Below are 26,525 nucleotides of genomic sequence, written 5' to 3'. Positions count from 1 at the left end.
CACCCACCCCTCTAGCCATTCCTCGGCACGCGGTGCCACCATGGAGGGGATCCGGGGACGCCGTGAGGGTGCCTCGAGACAACAGAAGGAGCCGTTGCTATGACGCAGCTCTCGGCTGCCCAGAACACCCCCGACAGCAGCAGCAAGGCGCTGTACGGGGGCAAGAGCAACCGGCGCATCACGGTGCGCGACATCACGCTCGCCAAGGAACGCGGCGAGAAGTGGCCCATGCTCACGGCGTACGACGCGATGACCGCGTCCGTCTTCGACGAGGCCGGCATCCCGGTCATGCTCGTCGGCGACTCCGCCGGCAACTGTCACCTCGGGTACGAGACCACCGTGCCCGTCACCCTCGACGAGATGACGATGCTCTCGGCCGCCGTCGTACGGGGCACCAAGCGCGCCCTCATCGTCGGTGACCTCCCCTTCGGCTCGTACCAGGAGGGCCCAGTACAGGCCCTGCGGTCCGCGACGCGCCTGGTCAAGGAGGCCGGGGTCGGCGCCGTGAAGCTGGAGGGCGGCGAACGCTCGCTGGCCCAGACCGAGCTGCTCGTGCAGTCCGGCATCCCGGTCATGTCCCACCTGGGCCTCACCCCGCAGTCCGTGAACACGATGGGGTACCGCGTCCAGGGCCGCGGCGACGAGGACGCGCACCGGCTGCTGCGTGACGCCAAGGCCGCGCAGGACGCCGGCGCGTTCGCCGTCGTCCTCGAACTGGTCCCGGCCGAGCTGGCCGCCGAGGTCACCCGGTCCCTGCAGATCCCGACCGTCGGCATCGGCGCGGGCGCCGAGTGCGACGCCCAGGTCCTCGTCTGGACCGACATGCTCGGCCTCACCGGCGGCAAGATGCCGCGCTTCGTGAAGCAGTACGCGGATCTGCGTGGCGTCATGGGCGAGGCGGCGAAGGCCTTCGCGCAGGACGTGGTCGGCGGAACGTTCCCCCAGGAGGAGCACTCGGTCCACTGACCCGGACCGCCTGAACCACAGTGGCACCACAGCAGCTCGTCGATCTTCCCCCGTCGGCGGGCTGCTGCCGTTCCGCCGCCCTTCCGTACTGCCCGTCTGTCGCCGTTCTGCAGATGCCGTACAAGGGGCTGTCGGCCGCCTGTCGGTGGATTGTCGGTGGCACCTGGCACCTTGTACGGCATGACGCGAATCGACAAGAACCCCCCACACAGTGACGCCGGCGGCCGCACGGCCTCCGTCACCGTGCGGGGGCTGGTCAAGCACTACGGCGAGACCAAGGCGCTGGACGGCGTGGACCTCGACGTGCACGAAGGCACGGTCATGGGTGTGCTCGGTCCGAACGGCGCGGGCAAGACCACCCTCGTCCGCTGCCTGTCCACCCTCATCACCCCCGACTCGGGCACCGCGTTCGTCGCCGGGTACGACGTGGCGAAGCAGCCCCGGCAGCTGCGCCGCGTGATAGGCCTCACCGGCCAGTACGCCGCGGTCGACGAGAAGCTCTCCGGCCGCGAGAACCTGTACATGATCGGCCGACTCCTCGACCTGTCCCGCAAGGAGTCCCGCTCCCGCGCCGACGCGCTCCTGGAGCGGTTCTCTCTCACCGACGCCGCCACGCGCCCGGCGAAGACGTACTCCGGCGGTATGCGCCGCAGGCTCGACCTCGCCGCGTCGATGATCGGCAGCCCGGCCGTCCTCTACCTGGACGAGCCGACGACCGGCCTCGACCCGCGCACGCGCAACGAGGTGTGGAGCGAGGTCAAGCGCATGGTCGGCGACGGCGTCACCGTGCTCCTCACCACCCAGTACATGGAGGAGGCCGAGCAGCTCGCCAACGAGCTGACGGTCATCGACCGCGGCAAGGTCATCGCGGGCGGCGCCATCGACGACCTCAAGGCGAAGGTCGGCGGCCGCACCCTGCGCATCCGCCCGGCCGACCCGCTGGAGCTGCGCCCGCTGGCCGCCGCCCTCGACGACATGGGCCTCACCGGGCTCGCCACGTCGACGGTGGACGCCGAGGCCGGCGCCGTCCTGGTCCCGATCCTCAGCGACGAGCAGCTCACCGCCGTGGTCGGCGCGGTCACCGCGCGCGGCATCACGATCGGCTCGATCGCCACCGAACTGCCCAGTCTGGACGAGGTGTTCCTGTCCATCACCGGCCAGAAGGCCAGTGCCCCGCAGGACGACACCCGCACCTCCGAGCTCGAAGGGGCCGCCGTATGAGCGCCACCACGCTGACGCCTCCCCTGAATCTCGAGGCCGACTCGCGCATCTCCCTGCGCTCCCACATCCGTCACACCGGCGCGCTGGTCCGCCGCAATCTGCTGTGGATCCGCCAGGACCCCGAGTCGATGTTCGACGCGGTCCTGATGCCGATCGTCTTCACGCTCCTGTTCGTGTACGTCTTCGGCGGCTCCATCGGCCAGGCGCTCGGCGGCGGCCAGGACCAGTACGTGCAGTACGTGGTCCCGGGCATGATGGCGATGATGAGCATGAACATCGCCATGGCGGTGGGCACGGGGTTCAACCAGGACTTCCAGAACGGCATCATGGACCGCTTCCGGACCCTGCCGATCGGCCAGGGCTCGGTCCTCTTCGCCAAGATCGTGGTGGAGCTGATGCGGCTCCTCATCGCGACGACGATCATGATGATCGTCGGCCTCCTGGTGGGCTTCGACATCACGAACTGGCCCGGCCTGTTCGCCGCCGTGGGCCTCACCGCCCTCTTCGGCACGTCCATCATGTGGATCTTCCTGGTCCTCGGCGTCGTGATGAAGAGCGCCCAGGCCGTGCAGGGCATGGGCTTCCTGGTCCTGATGCCGCTGCAGTTCGGTTCGTCGATCTTCGCGCCGACGCAGTCGATGCCGGGCTGGCTCCAGGCCTTCACCGACTACAACCCGCTCTCCTCACTCGCGGACTCCGCGCGCGGTCTGATGGTGGGCGGCCCGGTCACGCACGACGTGTGGGTGACGGTGATCTGGTCCGCGGTCCTCACGCTCGTGATGGCCCCGATCGCGATCCACAAGTTCCGTACGAAGAACTGACGTTCAGCCGGATCGGAAGATCAACCGCGATCGCGTCCCAGCAGGGCGGCGGCCTCGTCGAGAGACAGGTCGCCGCCCTCGGCGTACGCGGCCTCGTACGCATGGTCGCCGATGACCTCACGGATCGCGGACTCGGCGGACGCGCGGGCGTCACGCTCCAGGTAGGACCGCACATGCCGGGACGGAAGCTGTCCGTCGGCGGCGCCCATGAGGCGGGCGGCGTCGCGCGCGTCGGCCGTGTCGCCGCTCAGGTTCAGGGAGCGGGCGGCGGTGACCAGGTGCATGGCGGGCATGTGCGGGGCGATCACCAGAGACAGCGGGTCGGTGGACAGCTCCAGGGCCTCGGTGACGCCGGCGAGGGCCTCCTCCGCAAGGCCGTCCTCCGAGTCGAGCCAGGCGTTCATCCCGACGATGAAGCCCCGGAAGACGACGAAGTTCATCGCCTTGAACTCGTCCTGGAGGAGCCGCAGTTGCTCACGCGCCTCGGCGACGCGGCCGGTGGCGCCGTACCGCCCGGACAGGAACATGCGGGCGGCGGGCCAGGCCTCGTTCGCATGGCGCTTGCCGGGGTCGAGGATGCCGAGCAGCAGCTGCTCGCCGCGTTCGCCCTCACCGTCCTCGATGAGGGCCTGCCCGAGCCGCGCGTTCAGGATCGCCACCTGCGCCTGCGCGCCGAGGCGTTCGGCGCCCTCGATGGCGGCCGTGTAGTCCTCGGCCGCCGCGGCGTACGCGCCGCTGCGCTCATGGGCCTCGCCGCGCGCGGACAGCGCCTCGGCGACGCCCCACCGGTCGCCGAGCCGGGTGAAGAGTTCGAGGGCCTCGTCCGCGTCCCGGACGGCGTCGCCCGCCCAGTCGCTGCGGTTGGCGAGGATGTTGGCCCGCAGCTGGAGTGTGAGGGCGAGCTCCCAGGTGTAGCCGAGTTCACGGCAGGTCCGCACGGTGACGTCGGCGAGGTTCCACAGCGCCTCCATGTCGCCGCTCATCATCACCGCGTAGAACCAGAGGTTGCCCGGCGAGCGGCAGGTCTGCGGGAGGCCCGGACTGTACGCCTGCGCGATGGCGCGCAGCTTCGCGCCCCCCTCCTCCGTCTGCCAGGTCTCCATCTCCATGTCCATGTAGGCGAGGCGGAGCAGATGCACCCCGCGCCGCGCCTCCACGAGGAGTTCGGGACCGAGCGGCGGCGGGACGTCGGTGCAGCGCTCGTGGAGCGGGGGCGCGGGGGCGGCGGGCGGGGCGAACGGGTCGGGGCCGAGCCCGGTGGCCTCCCGCGACCAGTTGCGGGCGTCGAGGCGCAGGTCGCGCATCTGCCAGAACCAGGCCAGTGAGAGCACCAGGGAGAGCGTCTCCTGCTCGTCCCGGGCGGCGACGGCGTGCCGCAGGGCGGTGCGCAGGTTCTCGTATTCGCGTTCCAGGCGGGCGATGGCGGCGCGCTGGCCGTGGCCGCGCAGCTGCGGGTCGGTGGTGCGGGCCAGTTCGCGGTAGTACGTGAGGTGGGCGCGCTCGGCGTCGGCCCGGTCACCGGCCTCGTCCAGGCGGTCGCCGGCGTATTCGGCGACGGTCTCCAGGAGCCGGTAGCGCATGGCGCCGGCCTGGTCGCGGGTGTCGTCCGCGGCGTGCACGTCGTCCGCTTCGTCTTCCCCCTCAGGCTCGTCGCCGTCCCAAGGCGCCGCCACCACGAGGGACTTGTCAACGAGTGAGCCGATCGCGTCGAGGGCGCCGGGGCCGCACACCGCCTCCGCGGCCGCGAGGTCGCAGCCGCCGCTGAAGACCGACAGCCGGCCCAGGACGGTCCGCTCCTCCTCGTCGAGGAGGTCCCAGGACCAGTCGACGACGGCCCGCAGCGTCTGCTGGCGGGGCAGGACGGTGCGGGCGCCCGAGGTGAGCAGGCGGAAGCGGTCGTCGAGGCGGTCGGCGATCTGGCGGGGCGTGAGCATCCGCAGCCGGGCGGCGGCGAGTTCGATGGCGAGGGGCAGTCCGTCGAGGCGCCGGCAGATCTCGGCCGCGGCCCGCTCGTCGTCCCCGACCCGGAACCCGGGCCGCACGGCGGCGCCCCGCTCGCCGAACAGGCGCAGGGCGAACGGTTCCGGCAGTGGCTCCACCGGGTGCAGCAACTCGCCCGGCACGCCGAGGGGTTCGCGGCTCGTCGCGAGGACCGTCACGCCGGGGCACTGGCTGAGCAGCTGCTCGGCGAGGTGGGCGGCGGCCTCGATCACGTGCTCGCAGTTGTCGAGGATCAGCAGCATGCGGCGGTGCGCGCAGTGCTCGGCCAGGCGCACGAGGGGGTCCTCGCCGTGGCGGTCGGACGCGGCCCGCAGTTCCTCGGCACCGGCGCCGCGCAGCACGGTCTCGCGGGCCCCGAGCGCCGTGACGACGGCCTCCGGCACGGCGTCCGGGTCCTCGACGGGGGCGAGCTCGGCCAGCCACACGCCGTCCGGCAGATCCATGCCCTCGGCGGCCTCCTGGGACAGCCGGGTCTTCCCGGCGCCGCCGGGGCCGAGCAGCGTCACGAGCCGCACGCGTCCGAGGTCCTCACGGATCGCCCCGATGTCCCCGGTGCGCCCCACGAACGAGGTGAGCCGGGCGCGGAGGTTGCCGGTGGGGACGGGTGCTCTGACGGGGGCGGACGGGCCGGCGTCTCGCGGGGAGGGGGCGGCGGGGCGCGGCGCGAGGAGGTCGGCGTGCAGTGCGCGCAGTTCCGGGCCGGGGTCGGTTCCCAGCCGCTCCGCGAGCTCGACGCGTACCCCCTCGTAGGCCGCGAGCGCCTCGGCGGTGCGGCCCGCGTCGCGCAGGGCGCGCAGCCGCAGCGCCTGGAGCGGCTCGTCGAGCGGATGCGCGTCGCACAGCGCGGTCAGTTCGGGCAGGGCGGTCTCGGCCCTGCCCAGCGCGAGTGACGCGGCGAGCCGGGTGCGCCGGGCGTCGAGGTGGAGGGCCTCCCAGCGGGCGGCGTCCGCCGAGCGGTCCGGCAGATCGGCCAGCGCGGGGCCGCGCCACAGGGCGAGCGCGTCGTCGAGAACGGCCGCGGCCTTGCCCGGGTCTCCGTCGGCCAGCGCCCGCACCCCGTCCCTCACGAGCCGGTCGAAGCGGAACAGGTCGATGTCCTCGGAGGCGGCGGCCAGCCGGTAGCCGCCGTCGAGCGAGTGCACCGCGTCGGCGCCGATCGCCCTGCGCAGCCGGCCCACGAGCGCCTGGAGCGCGCCGGTCGCGTCCGCGGGCGGTTCGGCGCCCCACACCTCGTCGGCGAGCACCTGCGGCGGGACGGTGCGGCCGGGGCGCAGCGCGAGCACGGTCAGCAGGGCGCGCAGCCGCGCCCCCCCGACGGGGACGGCCGTGCCGTCGTCGCGGAGTGCCTGTGTGGAGCCGAGGATGCGGTAGCGCACCGGCCCATTGTCCCCAAACGGGCCGCCGGACCGCGCCCGGGTTTAGGCGGGAGGGCGATCCGGGGCGTGGAGCACGGGTCTCGGCGGCGGGCAGACACCCGTCAGGGCGGGGCAGTGGGCACGATTTCGCCGGTTTCGCGGAACCCGGGACCTGCCCCGGCACGTTCCCCCCACACCGCACCACCGATACGGTCAGCCCGTCGACCCCGCACCGCACCAGGCCGCACGCACCCCGGGAGCCATCCTCCATGACCACCGCCGCCACCCGTCGCAGCGATCGCAGGATCAGCCCCGTCTTCCTCGGCATCGCCGCCGTCACCGCCGTCACCGGCTGGGCCGTGTGGACGGACTTCGCCGCGCAGCCCGGCATCGCCGTCTTCCTGTTCGTGACGGGCGCCTGGATCGTCTCGCTCTGTCTGCACGAGTACGCCCACGCGCGCACGGCCCTGCACAGCGGCGACATCTCCATCGGCGCGAAGGGTTATCTGACCCTGAACCCGCTCAAGTACACACACGCCCTGCTCAGCATCGTGCTGCCCGTCATCTTCGTGATCATGGGCGGGATCGGTCTGCCCGGCGGTGCCGTCTTCATCGAGCGGGGCCGGATCCGGGGCCGCTGGCGGCACAGCCTCATCTCGGCGGCGGGCCCGCTGACCAACGTCCTGTTCGCCGTCGTGTGCACGGCGCCGTTCTGGCTGGACGCGCTGAACGGGGTGCCGGACACGTTCCGCTACGCGCTCGGCTTCCTCGCCCTGCTCCAGGTGACCGCGGCGATCCTGAACTTCCTGCCGGTCCCCGGCCTGGACGGCTACGGCGTCATCGAGCCCTGGCTGTCCCACAGCTTCCGGCGGCAGGTGGAGCCGTTCGCCCCGTTCGGGCTGCTCGCCGTCTTCGGCATCCTGTGGATCCCGGGGGTGAACGAGGTGTTCTTCGACGCGATCCACGCGATTCTGCGCTCCCTCGGTGTCACCGAGTGGGACACCTACTGGGGGCAGGAGTTCTATCGCTTCTGGCAGGGCACCCCTGAGATCCCCGTCGTCACGCAGTAGGCGCGACCGCCGCCTTCGCCTGCTTCTCCGCCTTGGCCCGGCGCACGTAGTACCAGGTCATGTTCGAGGTGAGGCCCGCGAGCAGCACCCAGACGATGCCGAGCAGGCTGCCCTGCACGAAGGCGACCACGGCGGCGACCACCGAGAGGACGCAGACGACTAGGGCGTACAGAGCGAGGCGGGGCATGGGGGTCGGCTCCTGTCGGGCGGAGAGGTCGTACGCCGACCAGTGTCCCCCATGCCCCTTCCGCGGCTGCACGTCGGCTCCGCGTCCAGCCGTACGGCGGTGGCCTCGCTCTACACGTCGGTGACCCGCAGCCCCGCGTGGGCCTTGTAGCGGCGGTTCACCGAGATCAGGTTCGCGACCAGCGACTCCACCTGGTGCGCGTTGCGCAGCCGGCCCGCGAAGACTCCGCGCATGCCCGGAATGCGGCCCGCCAGCGCCTGGACGATCTCCGTGTCCGCCCGCTCCTCGCCCAGCACCATCACGTCCGTGTCGATCTCGTCGATCGCCTCGTCCTGGAGGAGCACGGCCGACAGGTGGTGGAACGCCGCCGTCACCCTCGAATCCGGCAGCAGCGCCGCGGCCTGCTCCGCCGCGCTCCCCTCCTCCGGCTTCAGGGCGTACGCGCCCTTCTTGTCGAAGCCCAGCGGGTTGACGCAGTCGACCACGAGCTTGCCCGCGAGGTCCTCGCGCAGTGATTCCAGCGTCTTGCCGTGGCCCTCCCACGGCACCGCCACGATCACGATGTCGCTGCGGCGCGCGCACTCCGCGTTCTCCGCGCCCTCGACGCCCAGGCCCAGCTCGTCCGCCGCCGCCTCGGCGCGCTCCGCCGCGCGGGATCCGATGATCACCTTCTGGCCCGCCCGGGCCAGCCGGTACGCGAGGCCGCGGCCCTGGTCGCCCGTGCCGCCCAGCACGCCGACCACCAGGCCCGATACGTCGGGGAGGTCCCAGGGGTCCTTCGCGGGCGCCTTCTGCACACTGTCGGTAGAGGTCATACGGTGACCTTACTCAGACGTACGGGCCAGTAGCGCGGCGACCGGGATCCGCCTGAACGTGATCGTCTCGTACGCGCCGAAGTCTCCCGTCTCGTAGAGGAGTCCGACCGTCGCGGCATCGATCTGCACGAGGTCGCAGTACGCGGCGGGCAGCCCGTCCACCGTGTGGGCCACTCGCCAGGTGACGCCCTCGTCCTCGCTCGCCCGCACGCTCATCAGCGCCCTTGACCCGGGGTCCGCCGGGCCCGCGAACAGCAGCGCCTCCCCCAGCCTCAGCAGGCTCCCCTCCACCACCGGGCCCACGAGGCCCGCCTGCGGCCGGAACGCCCTGACCAGGCTCTCGCCGGCGTCCTCCGATGTCGCGTCCGCCCTCGTGCCCGGCGCCGGCGAGTCGTTGCGGGCGTTGAAGTACAGCCGCCCGTCGGGCAGTTCGGCCGCTGTCGTCTCGTTCACGTTCACATAACCGTCCGGGTGGTCGTCCACGTAGCCGAGCCGCCAGGTCCTGCCCCTGTCGTCGCTCAGCAGGCAGTGGCCTCCGTCGTACTTTCCCTCCGTGCCGGTGTCGCCTCCGGCGGGCGGGAGCGAGTGGTTGGCCGGCACCACCACGCGTCCGCTCCGTGTCTGGATCGCGTGGCCCGGGCCTGTGGCGTACCAGCGCCAGGACCTGTCTTTCGCCTGCGCCGTGATCTCCCTGGGTGCGCACCAGGTCAGCCCCTCGTCGTCGCTGTGCTGCACCCAGATCCGGCGCCCGTCCTCGGGCTCCACCTCGCCTCGTCTGATCGCCGCTTCCGTGGCCTGCGCCGCGTTCCGTACGTGGACGATCAGGACCCGTCCCGTGTCCAGGACCACCGGCGCCGGGTTTCCCGCCAGGTCGTCGCCGTTCGCCGCCACCACCTGGAGCGGGTCCCAGGTGCGGCCGCCGTCCGTGGATCTCTTCAGGACCACGTCGATGTTCCCGTAGTCCTGACTCGACCCCACTCGTCCCTCGCAGAACGCGAGCAGCACGCCGGAGTGTGTCGTGACAGCCGCGGGGATCCGGAAGCTCGCGTATCCCTCGCGCCCCGCGCGGAAGGGAACAGACGTCTCAGTCAGCACCCCCCATCCCTCCCCACCCAGAGGGAATTCCCGGTGAACTCGGCCTGACGAGTGGACTGTTGCGGCAGTATGCGCAGGCATGGATGCCGTACGGGTCGCGCTGCTGCGGGAAGTACTCGCCGGAACCGAGTGGCTGGGCGCCGCGCGCCGCTTCGCGGGTGCGCTGCGGAGCTCCGTCGTGCCGCATGGGGGTGGGCTGCTCCTTGTCGGCACGCCCGAGTACGAGCCGTGGCATCTCGCGGCGCATCTTGTGGACGAGGCCGCTTGGTCCGGCATGCCCGAGCTGTCGCCCACGCTCGTGCGGCACCGGGCCGGTGTCGGGGATCCGGCCCATCTTGCGGTGGGGCTCGGGCGCATCGAGGCGGCCCGGCGGGGCGAGACCCTGCTCGTCGTGGCGCCTGGGGCGCCCGGTGAGGAGTTGCTGGAGCGGGTGCATGACGCTCGGCGGGCCGGGGCCACGGTTCTGGCGATCGACTCGGGTGACCGTGATCTGCACGCCATGGCTCATGAGGCGCTCACGCCCGGGCCTGATCTCGACCTCGACACGGCGCAGCATCTGGTCAGCGCGGCGGCGGGCGAGAATCCCGTCGGGGGGCCGGCCCGGGGGCCCCGGCGGCGCTTCCGCGATCGGTTGTCCCGTCTGGCGGATCATCTGACTTCGCCGCCGCCTGCGGGGTGGTAGGGGCGCTTGAAGGGTGGGTGGTGGGTGCTGGTGCGTTCTTGGGTGCGGGGTGTCGGTGGCCGTTGTGTTGTCGGGTGCGGGGGCGCGGGGGCATGTACGTGCTCGCTGTTCTACGGGTGCACGCCGGCTAGTTGATTGCCCGTACGTGGTGCTGGTGGCTGCGCGCGCACATGCCCCCGCGCCCCCTCCCGTCTCGTCGGCGCCTGACCGTTCGGTGGGGCTGCGCCATCCCTGACGTCCGGCCTAGTCTCGTACGCGGCCGACCGGTCGGTGCAGCTGTGCTGTTCCCTGGCGCCCGGCCTTGTCCCGTACGCGGCCGACCGGTCGGTGGGGCTGCGCCATCCCTGACGTCCGGCCTTGTCCCGTACGCGGCCGACCGGTCGGTGGGGCTGCGCCATCCCTGACGTCCGGCCTTGTCCCGTACGCGGCCGACCGGTCGGTGGGGCTGCGCCATCCCTGACGTCCGGCCTTGCGTCGTACGCGGCCGACCGGTCGGTGGGGCTGCACTGTTCCCTGGCGCCTGGCCTTGTCTCGTACGCGGCCGACCGGTCGGTGGGGCTGCGCCATCCCTGACGTCCGGCCTTGCCTCGTACGCGGCCGACCGGTCGGTGGGGCTGCGCCATCCCTGACGTCCGGCCTTGCCTCGTACGCGGCCGACCGGTCGGTGGGGGTGGTCCTCGGCGCCGGGCCCTGCTCCCGTACGCGGCTCAGCGCCGGTGGGGCGCCCGGTCTGTGTGCGGCTCAGCCGGCTGTGGGGCGCCCCCTCGGCGGCTCAGGATTTGTCGTTCTCGTCCTTGGCCGTGGCGTCGTGCCACTTGGGGTCCGTCTCCCATTCGAGGTTTCGTTCACGCGCCGTGGCCATCGCCTGCTCCGCCTCGGCGCGCGTCGCGTACGGGCCGAAACGGTCCTTGTTGGGGCACTCGGGCCCCTCCTCGACCTTCTGGTGCTCCAGGCAGTAGTACCACTCGCCGGGCTTCCCGACGGTCCGCCTCTTGAACAGGGCCATCTGCGGCTCCTCTCGCCATGACCATGGTCCCCCACGGCCGCTCGATACACTCGCTGGCATGTCTGGCCAGTCGCTGCTCGTACCAGGGGAGCTCTCTCCCACTCGTTCCGTACCCGGAAACATCCGGCGTCCCGAGTACGTGGGCAAGCCCGCGCCGACGCCGTACAAGGGTCCGGAGATCCAGACCCCGGAGACGGTCGAGGCCATGCGCCTCGCCGGCCGGATCGCCGCGCGGGCCATGGAGGAGGCCGCCAGGGCCATCGCGCCCGGTGTGACCACGGACGAGCTCGACCGCATCGCGCACGACTACATGTGCGACCACGGCGCGTACCCCTCGACCCTCGGCTACCGCAGCTTCCCGAAGTCGCTGTGCACCTCCGTCAACGAGGTCATCTGTCACGGGATCCCCGACTCGACCGTCCTCAAGGACGGCGACATCATCAACCTCGATGTCACCGCGTATATGGGCGGCGTCCACGGCGACAACAACGCGACCTATCTGGTCGGTGATGTCGACGAGGAGTCCCGGCTTCTTGTCGAGCGGACCCGTGAGTCCCTCAAGCGCGCCATCAATGCCGTCCGGCCCGGGCGTCAGATCAACATCATCGGCCGCGTCATCGAGTCGTACGCCAAGCGCTTCGGCTATGGAGTCGTGCGGGACTTCACCGGGCATGGGATCAACTCGTCGTTCCACTCCGGCCTGATCATTCCGCACTACGACAGCCCGCACGCCACCACCGTCATCCAGCCCGGGATGACCTTCACCATCGAGCCCATGCTCACGCTCGGCACCCATGAGTACGACCTGTGGGACGACGGGTGGACCGTTGTCACCAAGGACCGCAAGCGGACCGCCCAGTTCGAGCACACACTTGTCGTCACCGAATCCGGTGCGGACATCCTCACTCTGCCCTGACGAGGATTCGTCCACAGGCCCGCCCCTCTCAAGGGGGCGGGCCTTTTGTGTTGCCACTGCGAGCGATCGGGGTAGCGTTTTTACCGACAGGGCGTCGGGAACCTGGTAAGTTAGGCAAGCCTAAGTTTAACGATCTGGAGGCCTCATGGGTACGCCGTTCTCCACCCTGATCCGCACCGCCTCCCACGAGCAGCACACAGAGGCCGAGAGCACCACGTTCATGAGCGACCTTCTCGGCGGAGCCCTCGGCGTCGACGCCTACGCCCGGTACACCGAGCAACTCTGGTTCGTCTACCGGGCCCTGGAGGAGGCGGCGGAGGGGCTGGAGGGGTCCGCCGTCGCCGGTCCGTTCATACAGGCCGAGCTGTTCCGGGTTCCCGCCATCGAGCGGGATCTGGCCCATCTCCGGGGGTCTGGGTGGCGCGACGGCGTTTCCGCGCTGCCGGCCACGCAGGCCTACGCCTCGCGCGTCGCCGAGTGCGCCCGGGACTGGCCCGGGGGCTACGTCGCCCATCACTACACCCGGTACCTGGGGGACCTGTCCGGCGGCCAGATCATTCGCGACAAGGCCGAGAAGAACTGGGGCTTCACCCGCAAGGGTGATGGCGTGCGGTTCTACGTGTTCGAGGGAGTCCCCAACCCTGCCGCCTTCAAGCGGAGTTATCGCGTGCTGCTCGACGGGGTTCGTGCCGACGAGCTCGAGAAACTGCGCATCGTGGCCGAGTGCAAGCGGGCGTTCGCCCTCAACACCGCCGTCTTCAGGGCTCTTGGCGAGGAGTTCAGCAGCGCCGCCTGATCAGGTCAGGCGAACCCTGCCGCCCACTTCGATCAGGCCTTCCGGCTGGGGGGCCGTGAGGATTTGGGAGCCTTTGCCCTGCGTGATGTTCAGGGCTCTGTGCAGGTGTGCCGTGAGCAGGAGTGCGGCCGCCCCCGTCGCCTCGTCCTCGTCGATTCCGTCGTTCCTGCCCGGGAACCCTCGGGCCCTCACCCTTCCTGCCGCCGCGTCCTCCCACGCCCAGGCGTAGACCCACTCCCCCGGCGGGGGGACTTGGAGCTTCTCCACCTCCGCCGCCGAGCCGTACTCGCGCAGCGTCCGGGCTGGCGCCCACTCCGGACGCGCCTCGATCCAGGTGAACTCACCGTCCAGTCGCGTGCCCACCACTCCCGCGGGTGTGACCAGTTCGGGTACGTCCAGGAGCCAGGCCGTACCGACGCAGGGGTGTCCGGCGAAGGGCAGGCGCGTGGTCGGCGTGTAGATGTCGATGACGCCGCGCTCGGGGTCGTCCACGAACACCGTCTCGCTGAAGCCGAGCTTCGCCGCCAGGGCTTGCCGCTCGCCCTCGTCGGGGATGTCGCTTCCCTCCCGTACGACTCCGAGCTCATTGCCGTGGTCGCCATGGGGTCCGCAGAAGACTCGGAGCACGTCGTAGTCCGTCACCGGGACAGTCAATCATTCGGCGGGAGATCGTGGGTTTTTGCCTTCCGTTTGCCGATTCCCGGGTCGTCCATGGGTCGCTTGTGTCCGGGGCGCGACCGGTGCTTTTTGTGAGAGCTGAATCACTGACCCCCCGGGTAGCACTGAGGTAAGCCTCGGTTAAGTTAGGTCTGCCTCACTCACTGAGCCTCACCGCCTTGGAGCCCGCATGCGAGCCGTCCGACTCACTGTTGTCACCGCCGCCGCCACCGCGGCGGCCCTGGCCACCGTCACGGGCTGCACCCAGAAGAGCGACGCCAAGTCCGGTGGCGACCGCGTCGTCGAGGTCACCGCCACGGACGACAAGTGCGATGTCTCCAAGACCGAGTTCCCGGCCGGCCATGTCGAGCTGTCCATAGAGAACAAGGGCTCCAAGGTCACCGAGGTCTACGTCCTGTTCCCGGACGACCGGATCGTCAGCGAGCGCGAGAACATCGGCCCCGGCACCAAGCAGAAGCTCACCGCCGAGGTGAAGGCCGGCTCGTACGAGATCGCCTGCAAGCCCGGTATGAAGGGCGACGGCATCCGGCAGAAGGTGACCGTCACCGGCGGCAAGGCCGTCAAGCGTGACGCTCGTCTGGACAAGGCCGTCGCCGCCTACCGGACGTACGCGCAGGAGCAGGCCGACGAGACGCTGCCCAAGGTCACGACGTTCACGGATGCCGTGCGCAAGGGCGACCTGAAGGCCGCGCAGGCCGCGTACGCCCCGTCCCGTATCGGCTGGGAGCGCACCGAGCCCGTCGCCGAGTCCTTCGGTGACATCGACCCGAAGGTCGACGTCCGCGCGGACGGCCTGGAGGAGGGGCAGGACCCGAAGACGGACTGGACCGGCTGGCACCGCCTGGAGAAGGCGCTGTGGCAGGACAAGAAGATCGGTTCGCGGGAGAAGGAGCTGGCGACGCAGCTCGACAAGGACCTCAAGGACTGGCAGACCCGCGTCGGCAAGGCGGACATCACGCCGACCTCCATGGCCAACGGCGCCAAGGAGCTCCTCGACGAGGTCGCCACCGGCAAGGTCACGGGCGAGGAGGAGCGCTACTCGCACACCGACCTCGTCGACTTCAAGGCCAACGTCGAGGGTGCCGAGAAGGCGTACGACCTGCTCAAGCCCGTCGCCGCGGAGAACGACGCCGCGCTGACGAAGGAGCTCGACAAGCAGTTCGCCGCCCTGGACACGCTGCTCGACAAGTACCGCAAGGACAAGACCTCCTACGAGTTCACCTCCTACGACAAGGTCGGCAAGGCGGACCGCAAGGAGCTCTCGGACGCGGTGAACGCGCTCGCGGAGCCGCTGTCCAAGCTCGCCGCCGTCGTCGTCAAGTAGCCCTCGGGTACTCAGGTAAGGGGTCAGGAATGACGGACACCACCACCGATGTCTCGGTCGGATCGGACAACTCCCGTACGCCGTCGCGTCGTTCGCTGCTCGCGGTGGGCGGTGCCGGGCTCGCGCTCGGTGCCGCCGCCGCGGGGGGCGCCGTCGCCGTGACGCGGACCGGTGACGATCCGCAGCCGGTCGCCGACTCGGGCGGCGCCGTGTCGTTCCACGGCGCGCACCAGGCCGGAATCGCCACCGCCGTGCAGGATCGTCTGCACTTCGCGTCGTTCGACGTGAAGACGGACGACCGCGACGAGTTCGTGCAGCTCCTGAAGGACTGGACGAAGGCCGCGTCCCGCATGACGGAGGGGCACGCGGTCGGCGAGGGAGCGTACGGCGGGCTGCCCGAGGCGCCGCCGGACGACACCGGCGAGGCGCTCGGCCTCAAGCCGTCCCGGCTGACCCTCACCATCGGCTTCGGCCCGTCCCTGTTCGAGAAGTTCGGGCTTGCGGACCGGCGGCCGGAGGCTCTCGTCGACCTGCCCAAGTTCCCCGGCGACAATCTCGACAAGGCCCGCAGTGACGGCGACCTGTGCATCCAGGCCTGCGCGGACGATCCGCAGATCGCCGTGCACGCCATCCGCAATCTCGCCAGGATCGGCTTCGGCAAGGTCGCCATCCGCTGGTCCCAGCTCGGCTTCGGCAAGACCTCGTCGACGACTCCGGACGCGCAGACCCCGCGCAATCTGATGGGCTTCAAGGACGGCACCCGCAACATCGCCGGCACCGAGACGGCCCGTCTGGACCAGCACGTGTGGGTCGGCGCCAAGGACACGGACGCCAACTCGGCCTGGATGAGCGGGGGTTCGTACCTCGTCGCGCGGCGCATCCGGATGAACATCGAGACGTGGGACCGTACGTCGCTCCAGGAGCAGGAGGACGTCTTCGGCCGCGACAAGGGCGAGGGCGCCCCGGTCGGCAAGGCCAAGGAGCGCGACGAGCCGTTCCTGAAGGCGATGAAGCCGGACGCGCACGTGCGGCTCGCGCACCCCGACTCCAACGCGGGGGCGACCATCCTGCGCCGCGGCTACTCCTTCACCGACGGCACGGACGGCCTCGGCCGTCTGGAGGCCGGCCTGTTCTTCCTGGCCTACCAGAAGGACGTGCGCAAGGGGTTCATCCGGGTGCAGCGCAACCTGTCGCGCAGTGACGCGCTCAACGAGTACATCCAGCACGTGGGTTCGGCCGTCTTCGCCGTCCCGCCGGGCGTCCGGGACTCCGGCGACTGGTGGGGCCGGGCGCTGTTCTCCAAGGAGGCATGAGGACACGATGTTCGGCAACTATCTGATCGGTCTGCGCGAGGGACTCGAGGCCAGCCTCGTCGTCTGCATCCTCATCGCGTATCTGGTGAAGACGGACCGGCGTGACGCGCTGCGTCCCATCTGGATCGGCATCGCCATCGCCATCGCCGTGGCACTCGGCTTCGGTTTCGCGCTGACCTTCGGCTCGCAGGAGCTGACGTTCGAGGCGCAGGAGGCGCTCGGCGGTTCGCTGTCGATCGTCGCCGTGGGCCTGGTGACGTGGATGGTCTTCTGGATGCGGCGCACGGCGCGGCATCTGAAGTCGGAGCTGCACGGCAAGCTGGACGCGGCGCTCCAGATGGGTACGGCCGCGCTGGTCGCGACCGCGTTCCTGGCGGTGGGCCGCGAGGGTCTTGAGACCGCCCTGTTCGTATGGGCGTCGGTGCGCGCCTCGAACGACGGCACGCACGGGCCGCTGATCGGTGTCCTGCTGGGTCTGCTGACGGCGGTCGTCCTCGGCTGGCTGTTCTACCGGGGCGCCCTGCGGATCAACCTGGCGAAGTTCTTCACGTGGACCGGCGGCATGCTGGTGATCGTGGCGGCGGGCGTCCTCGCGTACGGCGTGCACGACCTTCAGGAGGCGCAGTTCCTGGGCGGTCTGTCCAGCAAGGCGTTCGACATCAGCGGGACGATTCCGCCGGACAGCTGGTACGGCACGCTCCTCAAGGGCGTGTTCAACTTCCAGCCCGATCCGACGGTCCTCCAAGTCGTCGTCTGGCTGCTGTACTTGATCCCGACGCTCGCGGTGTTCCTCGCGCCCGCCGGTTTCCTGTCCCGGAAGCCGAAGCCCGAGGCGCAGTCCCCTCGCGAGTCCGCCAAAGCCTGATCCGGGCGCTCGCGCCGCTCCCCTCCCCGATAGGGTTCGGGCCCGGGAAGGGGAAGGTGAAGAGAACCGATGAGCAAGCTCCTCCGCAGGCCTCGTGGTCTCAGGAAGCCGGCTACGGCGGTGGCCCTCGCGACCGCCGTGGCACTGACGGCGAGCGGGTGTGTGACGGTGCACGGGGAGCGGGAGGTCCTCCCGGCGGCCACGAAGGCCGAGGCCGCCCGCGCCCTGAAGGATTTCACCACCGCGTACAACAAGGCCGACAAGGCGTACGACGGGTCGCTCGACGAGGACCATGTGACGGGCGCGCTCGGCGCGATCGACGCCGCCAAGCTGAAGGCCGGTCACACCAATCATCCCGACGGCAACACCAACCACTCGGATCTGGAGCTGTCGGACGCCGAGTTCACCATCCCCAAGAAGGCGGGCTGGCCCCGCTGGTTCGTCGCGAACACGAAGGCCAACCGGGGCGGCGACTTCCGGTGGATGCTGGTCTTCACCCGCAACGAGGTGAACCGGCCCTGGCAGGTGGCGTATCTGACGCTCATGTCGCCCGGTGACGTCCCCGAGTTCAAGAAGGACAAGGACGGCTGGGCGCAGCCCGCGACGGCGGACGCCGCGGGGCTCGCGGTGGCGCCGCAGGACATGAGCCGCAAGTACGCGACGTATCTGAAGGACGGCGGGGACGGTTTCGCGCCGGGCCGGCACACGTCGCAGTGGCGGACCACGCGGGAGAAGAACGCGAGCCGTCCGGGTCTCGCCCGGCAGTACGTCGACGAGCCGATGACGTCGGGCGACTACGCGCCGTTGGGTCTGCGGACCGCGGACGGCGGGGCCATGGTGTTCTTCGCGACGCACCACTACGAGAAGCAGACGGCGTCCAAGGGCCTGAGCATCACGGTCGACAACGAGAACGTGAAGGCCTTGATGACCGGCGACGTCAAGCAGTCGCTGACGCTGGAGCGCGTCTCGAACCAGGTGGCCGTCGACCCGGCCAAGGGCGGCGACGTCGAGATACTGACGCGGCTCGAGGGTCTGACGGGCGCGAAGGGCAGCTAGCCCTGGGGGCTCTCTGCGAGCTTCCGGCCCTCGCCCGTCAGCCGCGCGAGGGCCAGGCTGCTGTGAAGTCCTTCTCCTCGCCCACATAGCGTGCGCAGGCGTCGGTGAGGGCTTCGAGCAGGGTGAGCGGGTCCGGCAGCGGGTGTTCGAGGCCGCGCAGCCAGTCGACGGTCAGGTCACCGGGGAGCCGGGCCGGCGGCACGGGGACGTACGAGCCGCGGCAGTGCCAGCGCAGGCCGGGGTGCTCGTCCATCGTCTCGGGGTGGCAGTCCAGCTCGCAGGGCCACCACTCGTCCTCGTCCTCGGGGGTGCCGCGGGTGGCGGTGAAGAAAAGCATGCGGTCGCCGCCGGACTCGGCGACGGGGCCGACGTCGATGTCCGCCGCGAGGAGGCGTTCGAGGGCTTCGCGGCCCGCCTCCAAGGGGACGTCCAGGACGTCGTGGACCATGCCGGTCGCGGTGATGAAGTTGGCCTGCGGCTGATGCCTGGCCCAGCGCTCGATCTGGCCACGGTCCGTCGTGGACTGCGTCTGCCAGGCGAACGAGACGGGGTGCCTGCCGGGCGTGGGACAGCCGATGCGGCTGCACGAACACCGGTAGTCGGTGGGGTACGCGGCGGGTGCGAGCGGCAGTCCCGCGTCGGCCGCGGCCAGGAGCAGCGCCTCGCGGCCGTCATCGCCCTCGGTCTCCTTCGGGCGCCTGGCGCGCAGCCACTGGGAGATCCTGCCCTGTCCGCCGGACCGGCGGCCGTACTCCGCGCCCATCAATCCCCTCACCTCGCCGTAGTACCGAGAAGCATGTCCCATGGTCGCACCATCCTGCGCCGCGGGTTGCCACAGTCCACATCCGGGGTACCCGGGACGATGCCGAGCGATACGAGACGCGGAAGATAATCGGGTGTCATTAGCGGGTTTGCGGGGATTTGCCCGCCTACCGTGGTCGGCATGGTCACACGGATTGCGCTGACGGGCCTCGGCGGGCTCCTGGCTCTCGCCCCACTGACGCTCTCCCCCCTCGAGTGGGGCTCCGGCCCTCTGACCGTCGACAGCCTCCACGGCATCGTCTACACGGCGCACCGGGGCGGCGCCCTGGAAGTCCCGGAGAACAGCATGTCGGGCCTGACGGCCGCCTACGCGCGCGGTACCGCGCAGGTCCTCGACTTCGACACCCGGATGCTGCGCGACGGCACGATCGTGGTCATGCACGACCCGACCCTGGACCGCACGACGTACACGTCGGGCCCGGTGGACAGGCTCGACGCGCGGCAGTGGGCGCGCGTGCGGATGCGCCCGAAGGCCTCGCTGCCGGGCCGCTGGCGCGCCGAGCCACTGCCGACGGCCGACGAGGTCCTCGACCGCCTGGGCGGGCGCATCGTGCTGACACTGGAGGCGAAGGACCCGCGGAGCCTGGACGGGCTCGCCGCGATGATCCGGCGCCGGGGCCTGGTCAGGTCGGTGTTCGTGAACTCCAACGACCCCGCCGTCGCCCTGCGCGCCCACGACATGGGCCTCACGTCGCAGCTGTGGCGCTCGAAGAGCCAGATGCGCACGGACCGCCCGGCGCGCTGGGCCCGGTTCGTCGACCTGCTCGACGTGGACTACCAGGCGCGCGACGCCGATCTCGTACGGGCCGCGCGGTCCGGGATCCCCCGGGTGTGGGCGCACACGGTGAACTCGCCGCGGCAGCGGGACCGGGTACTGCGGCTCGGCTGCAACGGCGTGATCTCGGACGCGCCGGGCCTGCTGGCCCGCACCCCGTCGCACGTGCGAGCGCGGGTCAGCGCGGGCTGAGCCCGTAGAGCGCGTACTCGACAAGTGCGTCGGCGTAGGCGTGGTCGAGGGGGCCCGTGCCCTGGAGCCAGCGCTGGGCGAGCGGCGCGGAGAACAGGTCGCGGGCGATGTACGGGTCGACGTCGGCGCGGATCTGGCCGGCGTCCTGCGCGGCGCGCAGCCGTCGTACGTACAGCTCGAGGGCGGGCATGAGGAGGCGGCCGACGAACTCCTCGCCGAAGGCCGGGTTGGCGACTCCCTCGGCTGCGAGGGCGCGTGCCGGGGCGTCGTAGCGGGGGTCGAGCAGCTCGTCGACGGTGGCGCGCAGGACCGCCTTGAGGTCGGCCTCGATGTCGCCGGTGTCCGGGATGCCGTCCGCCTCCGCCCAGTCGCCCGCTCCGGCCGCCTCCGCCGCCTGGACACCGAGGTCGATGAAGGCCTCCATGAGGACCTCCGCCTTGGAGGACCACCAGCGGTAGATCGTCTGCTTGCCCACGCCCGCGCGGGCGGCGATGCCCTCGATGGTCGTCTTGGGGTAGCCGATCTCACCGACGAGGGCGAGGGCGGCGTCGTAGATCGCGCGGCGTGAGCGCTCGCTGCGGCGGTTGGAGTCGGGAGCGGTCTTCTGGGCCATGGCTCGAATGTATCAGCGAGCGAGGCGAGACGTACCGTCTCAACTCCCTTGACGCGGTCTCGACCCGCAGGCGCGGAAGCGGGAGCTGCTGCGCAGGCTCCGGGAGGAACGCACGGCGGGCGAGGGTTCGTGACGCCGTCGTGAGGGCGGGGCCCCGGCGGGTGGCGGGGCGGCGGGTGGCGGGTGGCGGGGCCGGTGGGTTGTGCGCCGGGGGCACGCGGGCCGGTGGGTCGCCGGCCTGCGACATGCGGGCCGGTGACTCAGAGGGACCACCCGTTCGGTGCACAGCGGTGAGGGCTCCTCGCACCGCACCATGGGCGCATCTGCCACTGCGGTCGTGAGGAGCCCTCATTGCCTGGTCGCCGCGCCACACCCCGGCGTTACCTGATGTGCCCACCGGCACACTTCGAAGTCACGTACTCGATCAACCCCTGGATGGACCCCGCCAAGCCGGTCGACGTCCCGCTCGCGCTCGCGCAGTGGGAGGACCTGCGGGACCGCTACCGCTCGCTCGGTCACCGCGTCGACGAACTCGAACCGCTCCCCGGGCTGCCCGACATGGTCTTCGCGGCGAACGGCACGACCGTCCTCGACGGACGGGTGCTCGGGTCCCGCTTCGCCCATCCCCAGCGCACCGCCGAGGCCGCGGCGCACCTGGACTGGTTCAGGGAGCGCGGCTACGCGGCGGTCCACGAGCCCGTCCACATCAACGAGGGCGAGGGTGACTTCGCGGTCACCGCCTCGTACCTCCTGGCAGGCCGGGGCTTCCGTTCCAGTCCGCTCTCCCACGCCGAGGCGCAGGAGTTCTTCGGCCGCCCGGTCATCGGCCTCGACCTCGTCGACCCGCGCTACTACCACCTGGACACCGCACTCGCCGTCCTCGACGACGAGGCGGACGAGGTCATGTACTACCCGGAGGCGTTCTCACCGGGCAGCCGGGCCGTACTCGAACGCCTCTTCCCCGACGCGCTGATCGCCACGGAGCCGGACGCTGCGGCATTCGGCCTGAACGCGGTCTCGGACGGGCTGCACGTACTGCTGCCGCAGGCGGCCGTCGGCCTGTTCGAGCCGCTGCGGGCCTGCGGGTTCGAGCCCGTCGGGATGGATCTCTCGGAGCTGCTCAAGGGGGGCGGCAGCGTGAAGTGCTGCACGTCGGAGCTTCGCGGCGAGTAGCTGCGCGGCCCGGAACTCGGGGCCTGAGCCGGTTCGCCGGGTGCGGGAGGGGGCTGTCGTTGTTCGCGCCCGCGCGGCGAAGACGCGAACGGTCACAGCCCCGCGCCCCCTATGGGGCCGGAGGCCAGGCGTCGCCCCAGTCGGCGTCGCGGGCCGCCCGGTACAGCGGCCCGTGCCGCTTCGTCACCGTCTCGCGGCCCAGCGCGCCCTCCGCCTCGCACAGGTCCAGGAGCACCTGGCCCTTGCGGATCTGGGGGCGGCGGGTGATCCGGGCCGCGGGGCGCTCGGGCGTGAACCGGGTCGCGGCCACGTAGCTGAACTTCTCGTCCTCGTACGCGAGGGAGCCGCCCTTGACCTGGCGGTGCAGCGACGACCTGCTGACCCGGGCCGAGAAGTGGCACCAGTCGGTGCCGGGCTCGATGGGGCAGGCCGCGCTGTGGGGACAGGGGGCGGCGATGTGGAATCCGGCGTCGGTCAGGCGGCGGCGTGCCTCGATGATCCGCTCGTAGCCGTCGGGGGTGCCGGGCTCGACGACGACCACGGCCCCGTCGGGGCTCGCGGCGGCGGCCGCGGCGTCGACCACGGCGCGGCGGTCGTCGGCGGTCAGCTCCTTGAGGACGTACGACACCGTCACGAGATCGGCACTCTCGATGGTGAGCGCCGCTCCGATACGTGAGCGCTGCCACCGCACGGAGGCCAACCGGTCGCAGGAACCGGCCAGTTCACGCCCGAGGGCGAGCGCGGGCTCGGCCCAGTCGAGGACGGTGACATCGCGCTCGCCCGCCCAGGTGTCGGCGACGGCCCAGACCGCGGCGCCCGTCCCGCCGCCCACGTCCACCTGGCTCCCGGGCGCCCAGCCCTCCGGCGCCGCGTCGGCCAGCGCGCCGAGCGCCGAGCGGACCGCCTCGAAGGTGGCCGGCATCCGGTACGCGGCGTAGGCGGCGACGTCGGCACGGTCCCGCAGGATCGGCGCGTCCGTCGGGGTGGTCCCCCGGTAGCTCGCGATCAGCCGTTCGACGGCGCGCGCTGCCTGCGTGGGCGGCAGCCCGTCGAGCAGCCCCGCGAGGGCCGCGCGCAGGGTGTCGGCCGGTGAGGCCGGCGAGTAAGAGGAGAGGGGGGCGTTCACCCCGTGATTCTACGGTCGCCCGGGGGCTGCCTACGCGCCCGCGGCCCGCGCGAGACGCGTCGCCGCCGAGGCGCGCGGCCCGTTCTGCGGGGGCCTGCGGCGCGGGTGGACCGTGTTCGCGAGGAGGATCAGGAACGTGTCCGTGACGCGGTCGAGGACGAGCGACGTGCCGGTGAAGCCGCAGTGTCCGGCCGCGCCGCGGCCAGCGAGCTCGCCCATGAACCAGGGCTGGTCGAGCTGGAAGCCGAGGCCGGGGGCCGTGAGCATCAGCTCGACGTAGTCGGGGCCGAGGATGCGGGCGGTGCCGTACGAGCCGCCGTTCAGCAGGGTGCGGCACAGGACGGCGAGGTCGTACGCCGTGGAGAAGAGGCCCGCGTGACCGGCGACGCCGCCGAGCGCCCAGGCGTTCTCGTCGTGGACGATGCCGCGCAGGAGGCCACGGTCGGCCTTGGCCCAGGGGCGGCGCTGGTCCTCGGTGGCGGCGGCGCCGGGGTGCGGGCCGAAGCCGGTCGCGGTCATGCCGAGGGGCCGGGTGATGCCGTCGCGCACGAGGACGTCGAGGCGGCGGTCGGTGAGGCGCTCCAGGACGTGCTGGAGCAGCAGCATGTTGAGGTCGGAGTAGAGGTATGCGCCAGGTGGGGACGACGGGGCCTCGGTGCGCAGGGCCGTCAGGCGCGCCGCGTCGTCCGGGCAGTCGTACAGCGGGAGTTCGGGGCGCAGGCCCGAGGTGTGGGTGAGGAGCTGGCGGATCGTGATGCCGTGCTCGGCGGCGGCGGTGAACTCGGGGACGTAGGCGCCCACCCGCGCGTCGATGCCGAGGGTGCCGCGCTCCAGCTGCTGCACGGCGGCGACGGTGGTGAAGAGCTTGGTGAGGGAGGCGAGGTCGAAGGCCGTGTCGGGGTGCATGGGGACGCGGGACGCGGGCGGGAGCTCGACGCCCCGGTCGGCCGTCTCGTCGTAGGCGAGGTACCGCATCGCCCAGCCCGCCGCCTCGTGCGCGGCGACGACCGGGCCGCGGCCCGCGAGGACGACGGCGCCCGCGCACCAGGGGCGCGCCCCGCGGGGCAGTTCGCGCACGTCCTGGACGAGGCGGCGCAGCTCGTCGGGGTCGAGCCCGGCGCGTTCGGGGGTGCCGGGGCGCAGTCGTGGGGTACTCAGTGCTCCGCCTCCCGCGTCGGCCCGGTCCCGCGCTGCCAGGGGCGGCACAGTCCCATGAAGCATGCGATGGCCGCCAGGGCGCAGGCCAGCTGGACCACGGCCATCGGGACGGCGGTGTCCTCGCCCGCGATGCCGACGAGCGGTGAGGCGATCGCGCCGACCAGGAAGGAGGAGGTGCCGAGGAGCGCGGACGCGGAGCCCGCGGCGTGCGGGGTGCGCATCAGGGCGAGGGCGTTGGTGTTGGGCATGGCGAGGCCCATCGCGGACATGAGGACGAACAGTCCGGCCGCGATCGGTACGAGTCCCACGTCGCCGAAGACGCCGGTCGCCATGAGCAGGAGCGCGGCGGAGGCGAGCGCGATGACGCACAGGCCGACGGCGAGCGCCTTGTCGAGGCTGACGCGGCCGACGAGGAGCTTGCCGTTGATCTGGCCCACGGCGATCAGGCCGACCGAGTTGATGCCGAACAGGAGGCTGAAGGTCTGGGGCGAGGCGCCGTAGATCTCCTGGACCACGAACGGCGAGGCGCTGATGTAGGCGAACAGCGCGGCGAAGGCGAAGCCGCCCGCGACCATGTAGCCGGTGAAGACGCGGTCGGCGAGGAGGCCGCGCATGGTGCGCAGCGCCTCGGCGGTGCCTCCGCCGTGCCGCCGTTCGGGGGCGAGCGTCTCGGGCAGGCCCTTCCAGACGAGGGCGGTCAGCGCGATGCCGACGACGGTGAGGACGACGAAGATGCCCCGCCAGTCCGTGATCCGCAGGACCTGGCCGCCGATGAGGGGCGCGACGATCGGGGCGACGCCGGAGATCAGCATGAGGGTGGAGAAGAAGCGCGCCATCTCGACACCGTCGTACAGGTCGCGCACGACCGCCCGCGCGATCACGATGCCGGCGGCCCCGGCGAGGCCCTGCATCAGACGGAAGCCGATGAGGAGCGGGGCCGTGGGGGCGAGGGCGCAGACCGCGGTGGCGGCGATGTAGACGAGGAGGCCGATGAGGAGGGGGCGCCTGCGGCCCCACTTGTCGCTCATCGGGCCGACGGCGAGCTGCCCGAGCGCCATGCCGGTGAGGCACGCCGTAAGAGTGAGCTGGGCGGTGGCTGCCGAGGTGTGCAGCGCGCCGGTGACCTCCGGCAGTGCCGGGAGGTACATGTCCATGGACAGCGGGGGTACGGCGGTGAGTCCGCCGAGTACGAGGGTGACCAGGAAGCCGGTGCGGCGGCGGGCGGTGAGCGTGGGGCCCGCGACGGGTGGCGCCTCGGGTATGCGCTCCGCTTCGCGCGCGGACGCGTGCTGGCGGCCGTGATCCGGCATGCGGTTCCCCTCCCGGTCGTTCATTCGATTACCTATGCTCTCAGCTCAGGTGCATTGGTTGAGACCACATTTCATGACGTGCCGGCAAGGGCAGCGGCCGGAACCTGGCAGGGGGCCTTCAGTGGTGGAACGTGAGCGTGTGCGGTGGGGCGTCCTGGCGACCGGGGGCATCGCCGCGTCCTTCACGGCGAACCTTCTCGACATGCCGGACGCGGAGGTCGTCGCCGTGGCGTCCCGCTCCGACGCCTCGGCGAAGGCGTTCGCGGAGCGGTTCGGAATCCCGCGGGCGTACGGGGACTGGTCCTCGCTCGCCGAGGACGAGGACGTCGACGTCGTGTACGTCGCGACCCCGCACTCCGCGCACCGCGCGGCCGCCGGGCTGTGCCTGGAGGCCGGCCGGGCGGTCCTGTGCGAGAAGGCGTTCACGCTGAACTCGCGCGAGGCGGAGGAGCTGGTGACGCTCGCCCGCAGCCGTGGCCTCTTCCTGATGGAGGCCATGTGGATGTACTGCCATCCGCTGATCAGGAGGCTGAAGGCGCTGGTCGACGACGGTGCGGTCGGTGAAGTCCGCACGGTGCAGGCCGACTTCGGGCTCGCGGGGCCCTTCCCTCCGGCGCACCGGCTGCGGGATCCCACGCAGGGCGGGGGCGCGCTGCTCGATCTGGGCGTGTACCCGGTGTCGTTCGCTCACCTGATCCTCGGGGAGCCCTCGGAGGTGACCGCGAGAGCGGCGCTCTCGGACGAGGGCGTCGATCTCCGTACGGGAATGCTGCTCTCGTGGGAGAGCGGTGCTCACGCGCTGCTCAACTGCTCGATCGACGCGGGCACTCCGGTCACCGCTTCGATCACCGGCTCCAAGGGCCGCATCGACATTCCGCACGGCTTCTTCTACCCGGACCGGTTCGTGCTGCACCGCGACGGGCGGGAGCCTCAGGAGTTCACGGCGGAGGCGGAGGACGGGCCGCGCGACAGCCTCCGGCATGAGGCGGGCGAGGTGATGCACCGGGTACGGGCCGGCGATACGGAGTCGCCGCTCGTGCCGCTGGCGGGGTCGCTCGCCGTGATGCGCACGCTGGACTCCGTCCGGGAGCGGATCGGGGTGCGGTATCCGTCGGAGCGGTGACGGTTTCGTCGCCGGGTGACGCCCGGTGGGGGCTTGTCGCGCGGGTCCCCGCGCCCCGAAGGAATC

At 71.5% G+C, this 26,525-nt stretch carries 25 protein-coding genes; 14 read left to right on the top strand and 11 right to left on the bottom strand.

Translation table 11 applies throughout. The annotated features are described in order from the left end of the window. Positions 1-99 precede the first annotated feature (99 nt). The 3 genes from panB to OG758_RS33180 all read left to right on the top strand — a co-directional run bounded on the left by panB (position 100) and on the right by OG758_RS33180 (position 3,008). A complete protein-coding gene (gene panB, locus OG758_RS33190; RefSeq protein ID WP_266564919.1) occupies positions 100-966 on the top strand; it encodes a 3-methyl-2-oxobutanoate hydroxymethyltransferase in 867 nt (288 codons plus the stop codon). 180 nt (positions 967-1,146) lie between these two features. Then, positions 1,147-2,187: an ATP-binding cassette domain-containing protein gene (locus tag OG758_RS33185; protein WP_326713291.1), complete on the top strand. Its 1,041-nt coding sequence runs from the start codon at positions 1,147-1,149 to the stop codon at positions 2,185-2,187. After that, the gene (locus OG758_RS33180) at positions 2,184-3,008 is read left to right on the top strand and encodes an ABC transporter permease (RefSeq protein ID WP_326713290.1); all 825 of its coding nucleotides are present in this window, start codon (positions 2,184-2,186) and stop codon (positions 3,006-3,008) included. The genes OG758_RS33185 and OG758_RS33180 overlap by 4 nt, the downstream gene beginning before the upstream one ends. Positions 3,009-3,028: 20 nt before the next feature. Here the strand turns inward: OG758_RS33180 and OG758_RS33175 are convergent, their stop codons facing one another. Continuing rightward, positions 3,029-6,385, bottom strand: a complete 3,357-nt coding sequence (locus OG758_RS33175) for an AfsR/SARP family transcriptional regulator (protein ID WP_326713289.1) — start codon at positions 6,383-6,385, stop codon at positions 3,029-3,031. Positions 6,386-6,633: 248 nt separating this feature from the next. Here OG758_RS33175 and OG758_RS33170 point away from each other — a divergent pair, with 248 nt between their 5' ends. Continuing rightward, a complete protein-coding gene (locus OG758_RS33170) occupies positions 6,634-7,434 on the top strand; it encodes a site-2 protease family protein (protein ID WP_326713288.1) in 801 nt (266 codons plus the stop codon). Here OG758_RS33170 and OG758_RS33165 read toward each other — a convergent pair. The 3 genes from OG758_RS33165 to OG758_RS33155 all read right to left on the bottom strand — a co-directional run bounded on the left by OG758_RS33165 (position 7,424) and on the right by OG758_RS33155 (position 9,528). Then, positions 7,424-7,621, bottom strand: a complete 198-nt coding sequence (locus OG758_RS33165; RefSeq protein WP_326713287.1) for a hypothetical protein — start codon at positions 7,619-7,621, stop codon at positions 7,424-7,426. The two genes, OG758_RS33170 and OG758_RS33165, sit on opposite strands and share 11 nt — an antisense overlap. Before the next feature lie 110 nt (positions 7,622-7,731). Next, complete coding sequence (gene npdG, locus OG758_RS33160) at positions 7,732-8,436, bottom strand: NADPH-dependent F420 reductase (protein ID WP_326713286.1); 705 nt, start codon at positions 8,434-8,436, stop codon at positions 7,732-7,734. A 9-nt stretch (positions 8,437-8,445) separates the two neighbouring features. After that, positions 8,446-9,528, bottom strand: coding sequence for a sialidase family protein (locus OG758_RS33155; protein ID WP_326716117.1), 1,083 nt, complete (start codon positions 9,526-9,528; stop codon positions 8,446-8,448). A gap of 82 nt (positions 9,529-9,610) precedes the next feature. Between OG758_RS33155 and OG758_RS33150 the strand changes: the two genes are divergently transcribed. Continuing rightward, entirely contained in the window at positions 9,611-10,213 is a 603-nt protein-coding gene (locus tag OG758_RS33150) for a hypothetical protein (protein ID WP_326713285.1), read from the top strand. A gap of 772 nt (positions 10,214-10,985) precedes the next feature. On the opposite strand, the gene OG758_RS33145 is transcribed toward OG758_RS33150, so the two are convergent. Continuing rightward, positions 10,986-11,219: a hypothetical protein gene (locus OG758_RS33145; RefSeq protein WP_326713284.1), complete on the bottom strand. Its 234-nt coding sequence runs from the start codon at positions 11,217-11,219 to the stop codon at positions 10,986-10,988. 58 nt (positions 11,220-11,277) lie between these two features. Here OG758_RS33145 and map point away from each other — a divergent pair, with 58 nt between their 5' ends. Further along, complete coding sequence (gene map / locus OG758_RS33140) at positions 11,278-12,135, top strand: type I methionyl aminopeptidase (RefSeq protein ID WP_326713283.1); 858 nt, start codon at positions 11,278-11,280, stop codon at positions 12,133-12,135. Between the two features lie 145 nt (positions 12,136-12,280). Continuing rightward, entirely contained in the window at positions 12,281-12,931 is a 651-nt protein-coding gene (locus tag OG758_RS33135; RefSeq protein ID WP_326713282.1) for a biliverdin-producing heme oxygenase, read from the top strand. On the opposite strand, the gene OG758_RS33130 is transcribed toward OG758_RS33135, so the two are convergent. Beyond that, on the bottom strand, positions 12,932-13,573 hold the full coding sequence (locus OG758_RS33130) for a PhzF family phenazine biosynthesis protein (RefSeq protein WP_326713281.1): 642 nt from the start codon (positions 13,571-13,573) through the stop codon (positions 12,932-12,934). It abuts the gene before it with no gap. Between the two features lie 205 nt (positions 13,574-13,778). Here OG758_RS33130 and efeO point away from each other — a divergent pair, with 205 nt between their 5' ends. The 4 genes from efeO (at position 13,779) to OG758_RS33110 (ending at position 18,167) form a co-directional block, all read left to right on the top strand. Beyond that, positions 13,779-14,933 (top strand): iron uptake system protein EfeO, encoded by a 1,155-nt coding sequence (efeO, locus tag OG758_RS33125; protein WP_326713280.1) that lies wholly within the window; start codon positions 13,779-13,781, stop codon positions 14,931-14,933. Positions 14,934-14,962: 29 nt separating this feature from the next. Next, entirely contained in the window at positions 14,963-16,246 is a 1,284-nt protein-coding gene (efeB, locus tag OG758_RS33120; protein WP_326713279.1) for an iron uptake transporter deferrochelatase/peroxidase subunit, read from the top strand. A 7-nt stretch (positions 16,247-16,253) separates the two neighbouring features. Further along, positions 16,254-17,111: an iron uptake transporter permease EfeU gene (efeU, locus tag OG758_RS33115; RefSeq protein WP_326713278.1), complete on the top strand. Its 858-nt coding sequence runs from the start codon at positions 16,254-16,256 to the stop codon at positions 17,109-17,111. A 69-nt stretch (positions 17,112-17,180) separates the two neighbouring features. Further along, positions 17,181-18,167 carry a hypothetical protein gene (locus OG758_RS33110; protein ID WP_326713277.1) on the top strand — a complete coding sequence of 329 codons (987 nt, stop codon included), beginning with the start codon at positions 17,181-17,183 and terminating at the stop codon, positions 18,165-18,167. A 37-nt stretch (positions 18,168-18,204) separates the two neighbouring features. On the opposite strand, the gene OG758_RS33105 is transcribed toward OG758_RS33110, so the two are convergent. After that, a complete protein-coding gene (locus OG758_RS33105) occupies positions 18,205-18,930 on the bottom strand; it encodes a bifunctional DNA primase/polymerase (protein WP_326716116.1) in 726 nt (241 codons plus the stop codon). 180 nt (positions 18,931-19,110) lie between these two features. Here OG758_RS33105 and OG758_RS33100 point away from each other — a divergent pair, with 180 nt between their 5' ends. Continuing rightward, positions 19,111-19,956, top strand: coding sequence for a glycerophosphodiester phosphodiesterase (locus tag OG758_RS33100; protein WP_326713276.1), 846 nt, complete (start codon positions 19,111-19,113; stop codon positions 19,954-19,956). Here the strand turns inward: OG758_RS33100 and OG758_RS33095 are convergent. Further along, positions 19,943-20,569, bottom strand: coding sequence for a TetR/AcrR family transcriptional regulator (locus OG758_RS33095; RefSeq protein ID WP_266564886.1), 627 nt, complete (start codon positions 20,567-20,569; stop codon positions 19,943-19,945). The two genes, OG758_RS33100 and OG758_RS33095, sit on opposite strands and share 14 nt — an antisense overlap. Positions 20,570-20,920: 351 nt before the next feature. Here OG758_RS33095 and ddaH point away from each other — a divergent pair, with 351 nt between their 5' ends. After that, positions 20,921-21,742 (top strand): dimethylargininase, encoded by an 822-nt coding sequence (gene ddaH, locus OG758_RS33090; protein ID WP_442810365.1) that lies wholly within the window; start codon positions 20,921-20,923, stop codon positions 21,740-21,742. A 109-nt stretch (positions 21,743-21,851) separates the two neighbouring features. Here ddaH and OG758_RS33085 read toward each other — a convergent pair whose 3' ends face one another. Genes OG758_RS33085 through OG758_RS33075 form a run of 3 tightly spaced genes read right to left on the bottom strand, consistent with a single transcriptional unit; the run spans position 21,852 to position 25,336 of the window. Next, the gene (locus OG758_RS33085) at positions 21,852-22,868 is read right to left on the bottom strand and encodes a small ribosomal subunit Rsm22 family protein (protein WP_326713275.1); all 1,017 of its coding nucleotides are present in this window, start codon (positions 22,866-22,868) and stop codon (positions 21,852-21,854) included. Between the two features lie 30 nt (positions 22,869-22,898). After that, positions 22,899-24,089, bottom strand: a complete 1,191-nt coding sequence (locus tag OG758_RS33080) for a serine hydrolase domain-containing protein (RefSeq protein WP_326713274.1) — start codon at positions 24,087-24,089, stop codon at positions 22,899-22,901. Continuing rightward, positions 24,023-25,336 carry a multidrug effflux MFS transporter gene (locus OG758_RS33075; protein ID WP_326713273.1) on the bottom strand — a complete coding sequence of 438 codons (1,314 nt, stop codon included), beginning with the start codon at positions 25,334-25,336 and terminating at the stop codon, positions 24,023-24,025. The genes OG758_RS33080 and OG758_RS33075 overlap by 67 nt, the downstream gene beginning before the upstream one ends. A gap of 73 nt (positions 25,337-25,409) precedes the next feature. Between OG758_RS33075 and OG758_RS33070 the strand changes: the two genes are divergently transcribed. Beyond that, positions 25,410-26,459, top strand: a complete 1,050-nt coding sequence (locus OG758_RS33070) for a Gfo/Idh/MocA family protein (protein ID WP_442810364.1) — start codon at positions 25,410-25,412, stop codon at positions 26,457-26,459. Positions 26,460-26,525 lie beyond the last annotated feature (66 nt).

This window comes from Streptomyces sp. NBC_01474, assembly GCF_035918215.1.
GTDB lineage: Bacteria > Actinomycetota > Actinomycetes > Streptomycetales > Streptomycetaceae > Streptomyces > Streptomyces aureus.
Note: the sequence above shows the minus strand (reverse complement) of the source record. Positions and strands in the feature narration are given on the sequence as shown.